Below are 8,096 nucleotides of genomic sequence, written 5' to 3'. Positions count from 1 at the left end.
CAGCGTGACGAGCATCGCCTGGGCCGCGTCGGCGGCGTCACCACCCGCGTCGCCCGCGGCCGTCTGCAACAGGGTGGGGGCCCCCCCCCCCCCCCCCCCCCCCACGACGTGCACGTCACCACCGGACACGTCCTGACGGCCCGTGACGTGGAGGACTGCCTGGACCGGCTCCGGGCGGCGGGAGAGCAGGTGCAGTGCTGCCTCACCGTGTGGGAGGGGTACCGGCACCTGATGGCGCTGGCCAACGCCCGCCTGGGAGTGCCGGACCTGGACGAGAAGCAGGTCCTGGACCTGCGGGACAAGCTGGCGCTGCGCAACCGGCTCGCCGACGCCGGACTCAGCCGCGGCCAGGCGTCCCTCCTGACCCCCGCCACCCTCGCTGAACGCCTGCGCGAGGGCGGCCGCTGGTTCGTGAAGCCGGTCAGCGGCATCGCCTCCTTCGGCGCGTTCCCCCTCACGGCGGACACGACGTGGAGCGACGTGGAACGCATCACCGCCGAGGCCCGCTCCGACACCGTCTACGCCGACGTGTTCACCGCGCGGCCCGGCCCCGGCGCCCCGGAGGCCGGCGCGGACCGCGGGGCCCTGCCGGGGATGGACTTCCTCGTCGAGAACTACGTGCCGGGGCGGGAGTTCAGCTTCGAGGTGATCGCCGTCGACGCCGAGCCGCACGTCGTGGCGGTGCACGAGAAGTGCGAGGTGACGGAAACCGCGGACACCGTGCTGGAGAACGCCTGCGTCAGCCCGCCCGTCAGCCTGTCGCAGGAGGAGGTCGCCGCCGGGATCCACTGGGTGACGAGGGTGCTGGACGTCCTCGACCTCGACTGGGGGTGTTTCCACGTCGAGGCGCGGCACACCGCGTCCGGCTGGGACCTGATCGAGGTCAACCCGCGCGTCGGCGGCAGCCTGATCTCCCCCAGCGTGGCGGCGCTCACCGGCGGCCCCGGGCTGCTCGACCTCTGGCTCGACTCGCTGCTCACGGCCGACCGGCCGGACAGCTTCGGCGCGACGCTCCGGAGCCTTTCGTTCGCGGCGGACGGCACCACGCCGTGCCGCTCCGCGACGTTCTTCCGGGTCTTCTTCGCCGAGCCCGGGACGATCCGGGCCGTCGGCCTGAACGACGACCTCCCGCTGGAGCCCGTCGTCGCGCACGTCCTGCTCGAACCCGGCGACGTCGTGCACTCATCCTCGCGCGAGGTGTTCCTCGGTCAGGTGCTCTGGCGCATGGACCGAGCCGACCGCGACGCCGTCCTCACCCGGCTGCTGCCCGCCTCCGAGCACGCCATCGAGACCATGTACGAAAAGGAGCGGGGATGACCAGGCCGATCCTCCTCATCGTCGACTACAACCTCAGCCGCGTCGACGAGGTGCGGCACCTGCGCGACCACGCGCGCGAACGCCACGGCGCGAGGGTCGTGCTCGTCCGCGCCGACCCGACCGAGTTGGACCGCCGTATCGCCGACGAGGTGATCGACCTCGACCCGCTGCGCGACGACTTCGCCGAGATGGGGGAGAAGCTGCTCGGCGACCGGCGCGAGCACATCAAGGCGGGCATCGTCTTCTCCGACAACGCCGTGTGCAGCGGCGCCGAACTCCTAGAGCGGCTCGGGGTCACTGTCGACGCGTCGCGGCCGGCCGCCGGCGCGTTCTCCAAGTACCTCTACCGGCTGAGCGAGGCGCGCGTGGCCGACCTGCTGCGGGCCCAGCGCGTCATGGTGCCCGCGTGCGCCGAGATCGCCTCGCTCGACCAGCTGAGGACGTTCGCCGCCCAGTACCCCGGGGGCTTCATCGTCAAGCCTGCCGCGGAGGGGAACAACCGGGGCGTCGTCGTGGTCCGGCCGGGTGACGACCTCACGGCGGTGTTCGCCGAGGTCCTGCCCTACCGGGACGGCGGCGTGATAGCCGAGGAGCTCATCCCGTACCGCAGGGAGTACTCCTTCGACGGGCTGGGACCGCTGGAGTTCCTCACCGAGAAGATCAGCGCGCCCGGCCGGTACCCGGTCGAGATCGCCCAGGTCCTGCCCGCCCGGGTGGCCGAGCACGAGCGCGCGACGCTGGTGCGGGCGGGCCGCCAGGCCAACCTGCTCGTCGGGCAGTGCGACGGGCCCTTCCACAACGAGATCAAGCTGAGCGACGACGGCCTGCGCGCCGCGGTGGTGGAACCCAACCGGCGGCCGGGCGGCATGAAGATCTGGTCGCTGGCCCGCTGGGTCTACGGCGTCGACCTGCACCGCCTCTGGGTCGACACGGCCTTCGGGACCGCCCCAGGCGCGCCGGACCTGGTGCCCGGGTGCGCGGCGGCGACCGTACTGCTCGGCGTCGCCAGCGACCGCTCGTTCAGCCCGGACGACGTCATGGCCGGCACGGACCCGTTCGCCGACGCCGTCCGGCGCACCGCCGAACGCCTCGGCCTGGCCGAGGGGGCTCTGACCGTCGCGGAGTTCTCCTGGCTGTCGGCCGGGCGCCGCGACCTGCACGCCGTCGCCCGCGACAATGCGGACTTCGCGGCCCAGGGCTGCGTCGTCCTGCGCGGTGGTGGCGCCGACCTGCGCACCGTCGTCCACGCCCTGCGCGAGACCTGGTCGGACGCCCTGGACCGGGTCCTTTGCGCCCCCGCATCCCTGAGGAACGCCCGATGAAGATCCTCGTCCTGCACCGCGTGCCGTACTTCAAGATCGAATACCACCGGGGCATCTCCCACGACCGGCACGACGTCACCTACTTCGGCACCGACCAGGCACTCGCCACCCTGCCGCCGCACCTGCGCTGCGAGCGGGTGAGCCGTCCGGGTCTGCGCACGGCCTTCGAGGAGGCCCGGGACTGGATCGCCCACCGGCCCCGCCACTTCGACCGGGTGATCTCCGTGTCGGAGTACGAACTGCTCGACGCCGCCCTGCTGCGCGAGCACCTCGGCGTGCCCGGCGCGCCAGCCGACCAGGTGGCCCTGTCCCGCGACAAGGTCCTGATGAAACAGGCCGTCGAGGGCGCCGGTCTGCGCGTGCCCCGCTTCCTGCCGCTGCCGCGCTTCCTGGACCTGGCCGGCCGGGTGCCGTGGGAGGGCCGGAGCGTGCTGAAGCCGCACCGAGGCGCCTCCAGCGAGGACATACTCGTCTTCGACACCCCCCGGCAGGCCGCCGCGGCGGTCACGGCCCGCCGCACCGGTGTTCCCCGGCTCGACGCGGGGGAGGACCTGGCGGACTTCGAGGTGGAGGAGTTTGTCTCCGGGGCGATCCGGCACTTCGACGGCCTGGTCCAGGGGGGCGAGCTGCTGGTGCTCACCGCGAGCGAATACGTCGGCACCTGCCTGGGGTACGCGCAGGGCAGCCCCCTGGGGTCGTTCCAGCTCGCCCTCTCCCAGGAGGAACGCGCCTGGGTCGCCCGTGCCTTGGCGGCCGTGCGCATCGAGGACGGCAGCTTCCACCTGGAGGCGATCGCGCACCGCGGGGAGACGGTCTTCCTGGAGGTCGGCAACCGGGTCGGCGGCGCCGACGTCGTGGCGGCCGTCGAGCTGGCCACGGGCGTCCACCTGCCCTCGTACGAACTGCGCGCCCTGCTCGGCGAACGCGTCACCGGCACGCTTCCCGAACCGCCCGCCGATGCGCGCCTGTACGGCTGGTTCGTCTGCCCCGGCCACCACCTGGCCGGACGGGAGTTCCAGGGGCTCGACGGGACGGCCGCGTTCCGCGACCACCCCTCCGTGATCGCCTGGAACGAACTGCCGCCCGGCTCGCCGCTGCCCCGCCACATCACCTACCAGTCTGGTGAGACGGTGCTCGCCGGGATCGTCGCGAGCGACACCCTCGAGGGCGGCCGGCGCTGGATCACGGACCTGTTCGCCTCGCTGTCGGTCCGCACCCGCCCGGCCGAGGAACAGGTGCCGGCATGAGGGCGCGGAACACGTCGGGCGCGGCGGGCGCCGCCGCGGCCGGGCCGTCGGCGCCGGGACGGGCGCGGTCATGACGGCGCTCGACGATCTCGCCGACCGGTACGTGGACGAGCTGGCCGTCCTGGACCCCTGCCTCGCCGGGGCGATGGGCATCGTCGGCCAGGAGACCGGACTGACCGACTTCGGACCCGTGGCCGTCCGGGAACGGGCGGACTGGGCGCGGCACCTGCTGAAGGCGCTCGACGGCACCCCCGTGGCCGGCGAGGCGGAGCGCGTCGCCGCCGCGGTGCTGCGGGAACGGCTCGCCACACAGGTGGCGCTGGCCGACACCGACGCCTACGGCACGCTGCTGGACACCCTGGACGGGCCCGTCCAGCGCGTACGGCAGGCGGTGGGTCTGCTCGATCGGGGCCGCGACACCGCCTGGGAGTCGCTGCTCGCGCGGCTGTCGGCCGTCCCGCGGGCGCTGACCGGGCTGTGGGACAGCCTGGAGGTCGCCCGACGCCGCGGCCGGGTGGCGCCGTACCGCCAGGTGATCCGCAACGTCCGGGAGTGCCATGACGTGCGGGAATATCTGACGGGTCTGCCCGCCGGGCACGGGGACGGCCCGCTGCGCGGCCCGCTGGAGGGGCCCGCGGCGGACGCCGGCCGTGCGCTGGCGGGGCTGGCGGAGTACCTGTCCGGACAGCTCACGCCCCACGCTCCGCACGCGGACGCGGTCGGCGAGGAGCGCTACCGGCTGGGCGTACGGGAGTTCCTCGGGATCCGGCTGGACCTCGCGGAGACCTACGCCTGGGGCTGGGAGGAACTGCGCCGCATCCAGCGGGACATGACGGCGACGGCGGCACGCATCGCTCCCGGCGAACCCGTGCCCGGCGTCCTGGCGGCGCTCGACAACGACCCCCGCCACCGCATGACGGACCGGGCGCAGTTCCGGGACTGGCTCCAAGAACTCGCCGACACCGCCATCGCGGACCTCGACGGGACCCACTTCGCGATCCCCGCACCGCTGCGGCGCATCGACTGCCGCATCGGCCCTGCCGACGGGCCCGCCTACTACCTGGCACCCAGCGAGGACCTGTCGCGTCCCGGCACGGTCTGGTGGACCAGGCCCGAGCCGGGCGAGCCGATCCGGACGTGGACCGTGCCCGGCACGATGTTCCACGAGGGGGTCCCGGGCCACCACCTCCAGCTGGGTGTGACCACGCTCAATACCTCCCGGCTCAACCGGTTCCAGCGGCTGTCGTGCGAACTACACCCGGGACACGTCGAGGGCTGGGGCCTGTACGCCGAGCGGCTGATGGACGAACTGGGACACCTCGCCGACCCGGCCTACCGGCTGGGGATGCTGGCCACCGGGCAACTGCTGCGGGCCGCACGGGTCGTACTCGACATCGGGCTGCACCTGCGCCTGCGCATCCCCGTGGGCACCGGGTTCCACGAGGGGGAGCGCTGGACGCCCCAACTGGGCCGCGCGTTCCTCACGGAGCACTGCGGGCTCGGCCCCCCGGGGTTCATCGACTTCGAGATCGACCGGTACCTGGGACGACCGGGACAGGCCCTGGCCTACAAGCTGGGGGAGAAGGTGTGGCTGGAAGCGCGGGAGACGGCCCGCCGCCGTGACGGCGCCGCCTTCGACCTCCGGCAATTCCACCACCACGCGTTGACGCTGGGCCCGATGGGCCTGGATCTGCTACGCGCGGAACTGGCCCGCGGGTCCGGGTCCGGGGCCGCGGAGCAGGCACGTACAGGACACCTGCCGGCGGAGCACACGGCACGACGAGGAAGCGAGCGGATCGGATGATCACGGCAGTGGGACACGCCGACCTGACCCCGGCCACCTGGGAACTGGTGCGGACCGGACTGCGCGCGCACCTGCGGGGCCTGCCCCCCGACACGCCGGCCCTGGTACGCGCCGGCGCCGGACTGCAGCTGGCGTTCGGGCGGGTGGCGCACGAGCTGGGGCGGCGCCTGGTAGTCCTGCTGCCGGAACACGGCGACGCGCCTCCCGGCGGCAATGAGGGCGCGCTGCGGGCGCACCGGGAGCTTCGAGCCCTAGCCGCGCAGATCCGGCTGCTGCCGCTCGACCCGCTGGACCGGGATGCCTGTGTGAGCGCGGACGAACGGCTGGTCGCCGGGTGCAGCCGGCTGCTGGCCGTCTGGGACGGCTCACCGTCGAGCGGCCAGGATGCCACGGCCCACATGGTCGCCTACGCCCGGGCCCGCGGGATCGCCGTGGACGTCGTCTGGCCCGCAGGGGCCGCGCGTGAAAGGCCTCGGAACGCCGCGCCGGTGCGCGTGCCCTGAGCGTCCTGCGGGCGGCCGTCGCCTCACCCGGGGGGCGGACCGCTGGTCTTGCGCACGTGGGTGGTGTCGGCATCCAGCGGGGCGCCGTCGGTGCCGGTCGGCTGCAGGTCCGGCACGCGTGCGCCGTGCTGGTCGACCAGAGTGGAGTGCGGCTCGCCGGGCGCGAAGGCGTGGTGCTCCCCCCACTGGCGCAGGGTGAGCAGGACGGGGAAGAGGGCGCGGCCCGCGTCGGTGAGCACGTACTGCCGGCGGCGGCCCGACGGCGCGGCCTGCTGGGTCAGGATCCCGTGGTCGATGAGCTTGCGCAGGCGGTCGGTGAGGATGTTGCGCGCGATGCCGGTCCGTCGCTGGAACTCGGTAAAGGACCGCGCCCCGTCCATCGTGTCCCGCACGACCAGCAGGCTCCACCGGTCGCCGACCAGGTCGAGCGTGCGGGCCACCGGGCAGTCGGGATCAGTCCAGGCGGCGCTCGGCAGGCCGGTGGAAGTGCTCGGCATGACACCTCCCGATGAGTTGCGGATTGAAACCATCATGCCCTACGGTCAAAAACAGTTTCACTTTGCTACTTATTTCGATAGGGAGGTGCGATGGACGTCTGGCGACGGTTACTCCTCGCGACCGTGTGCGGTGTCGCGGTGGCGAGCATCTACTCTGCGCAAACGGTGCTGCCGCCGATGGGCGACAGCCTCGGGGTGTCGGCGGAACACGCCGGGTGGATCGTCTCCACCGGCCAGTTCGGCTACCTGGTCGGCCTGGTGCTGCTCGTGCCGCTTGGCGACGTGGTCACCAACACGCGCCGTCTGATCGCGGTGCACATGACCATCACCGCGGCTGGCCTGTTCGTGACAGCCGCGGCCTCGGCCGCCTGGACGGCCTTCGCCGGGCTCGCCCTCGCCGGAATGTTCGCCGTCGTCGTCCAGACCACCGTGGCCTACGCCGCGACGGTCTCACCGCCCGCCGAGCGCGGACGCACCATCGGGGTCGTGACCTCCGGCGTGGTGGTGGGCATTCTGGGCGCGCGGTTCGTCACCGGCGTGCTCGCGCAGGCGTGGGGCTGGCGCAGCATGTACGTCGTGCTCGGCGCGCTCGCCCTCGCCCTGGCGGCCCTCGTCCTGCGCGCCCTGCCGCCCGAGGGCGACACCCGCCGGCCCGCCGGCTATCGGCAGGCCCTCTTCTCGCTGGGCGGGCTGTTCGCGGAGCGGCTCTTCCTGACGCGCGGCCTCATCGCATTCTTCCTGTTCGCCTCGTTCGGCACCCTGTGGAGCGGCCTGTCCCTGCCGCTCGCGGACGCGCCCTGGCACCTGAGCGAGAGCCAGATCGGACTGTTCGGCATCGCCGGACTGGCCGGCGCGCTCGGCGCGGCACGCGCAGGACGGTGGGCCGACGCCGGACGGGCGGTCCCAGCCAGCGGCCTCGCGCTGGCACTGCTCATCGTCTCCTGGGCCGCCACCGCGCAGTTGCCCTGGTCGCTGTGGCTGCTCGCCGTCGGCATCGTGGCGCTGGACTTCGCGGTCCAGGTGGTGCACGTGAGCAACCAGCACGTGCTCACCACCGCCCACCCGGAGCGCACCAGCAGCGTGATCGGCGGCTACATGGTCTTCTACTCCCTCGGCTCCGCCCTCGGCGCGGCCGCCACTACCTCCGTCTTCTCCTCCCACGGCTGGGGTGCCTCCAGCCTCCTCGGGGCCGCGTTCGCGACCTGCGCGCTGATCGTCTGGGCGACCGACGCCCGCCGGCGCTCCGCCGCCGCGCGGACCGGCGCCGACACCACGGACGCGCACCGCAGCGAGGAGCGCCGGAGCGACGACGCCCAGCAGGACCGGCCGCTGCCGGACTGCTCCGAGGTCTTCTGAGAAGCCCACGGCCCTGGCCCCGCCGCACGACGGCAGGCCTGGCCCCGGTC

Annotated in this window: 7 protein-coding genes; 6 read left to right on the top strand and 1 reads right to left on the bottom strand. The window is 73.4% G+C overall.

Features of this window, described 5'->3' with window-relative positions:
• The first annotated feature begins 108 nt into the window (after positions 1-108).
• The 5 genes from LCE31_RS41000 to LCE31_RS32570 all read left to right on the top strand — a co-directional run bounded on the left by LCE31_RS41000 (position 109) and on the right by LCE31_RS32570 (position 6,193).
• A complete protein-coding gene (locus LCE31_RS41000; RefSeq protein WP_225020865.1) occupies positions 109-1,317 on the top strand; it encodes an ATP-grasp domain-containing protein in 1,209 nt (402 codons plus the stop codon).
• A complete protein-coding gene (locus LCE31_RS32585) occupies positions 1,314-2,639 on the top strand; it encodes an ATP-grasp domain-containing protein (RefSeq protein ID WP_225020863.1) in 1,326 nt (441 codons plus the stop codon). The genes LCE31_RS41000 and LCE31_RS32585 overlap by 4 nt, the downstream gene beginning before the upstream one ends.
• Complete coding sequence (locus LCE31_RS32580; protein WP_225020860.1) at positions 2,636-3,886, top strand: ATP-grasp domain-containing protein; 1,251 nt, start codon at positions 2,636-2,638, stop codon at positions 3,884-3,886. Before LCE31_RS32585 ends, LCE31_RS32580 begins: the two co-directional genes overlap by 4 nt.
• Before the next feature lie 70 nt (positions 3,887-3,956).
• Positions 3,957-5,690, top strand: coding sequence for a DUF885 domain-containing protein (locus tag LCE31_RS32575; protein ID WP_225020858.1), 1,734 nt, complete (start codon positions 3,957-3,959; stop codon positions 5,688-5,690).
• Positions 5,687-6,193 (top strand): hypothetical protein, encoded by a 507-nt coding sequence (locus LCE31_RS32570; RefSeq protein ID WP_225020856.1) that lies wholly within the window; start codon positions 5,687-5,689, stop codon positions 6,191-6,193. Before LCE31_RS32575 ends, LCE31_RS32570 begins: the two co-directional genes overlap by 4 nt.
• A gap of 23 nt (positions 6,194-6,216) precedes the next feature.
• Here the strand turns inward: LCE31_RS32570 and LCE31_RS32565 are convergent, their stop codons facing one another.
• On the bottom strand, positions 6,217-6,690 hold the full coding sequence (locus LCE31_RS32565; protein WP_225020854.1) for a winged helix-turn-helix transcriptional regulator: 474 nt from the start codon (positions 6,688-6,690) through the stop codon (positions 6,217-6,219).
• A 90-nt stretch (positions 6,691-6,780) separates the two neighbouring features.
• On the opposite strand from LCE31_RS32565, the gene LCE31_RS32560 reads away from it, so the two are divergent.
• On the top strand, positions 6,781-8,046 hold the full coding sequence (locus LCE31_RS32560) for an MFS transporter (RefSeq protein WP_225020852.1): 1,266 nt from the start codon (positions 6,781-6,783) through the stop codon (positions 8,044-8,046).
• Positions 8,047-8,096 lie beyond the last annotated feature (50 nt).

It is taken from the genome of Streptomyces sp. 8L, from assembly GCF_020176795.1.
In the GTDB taxonomy this organism is placed as follows: domain Bacteria; phylum Actinomycetota; class Actinomycetes; order Streptomycetales; family Streptomycetaceae; genus Streptomyces.
Note: the sequence above shows the minus strand (reverse complement) of the source record. Positions and strands in the feature narration are given on the sequence as shown.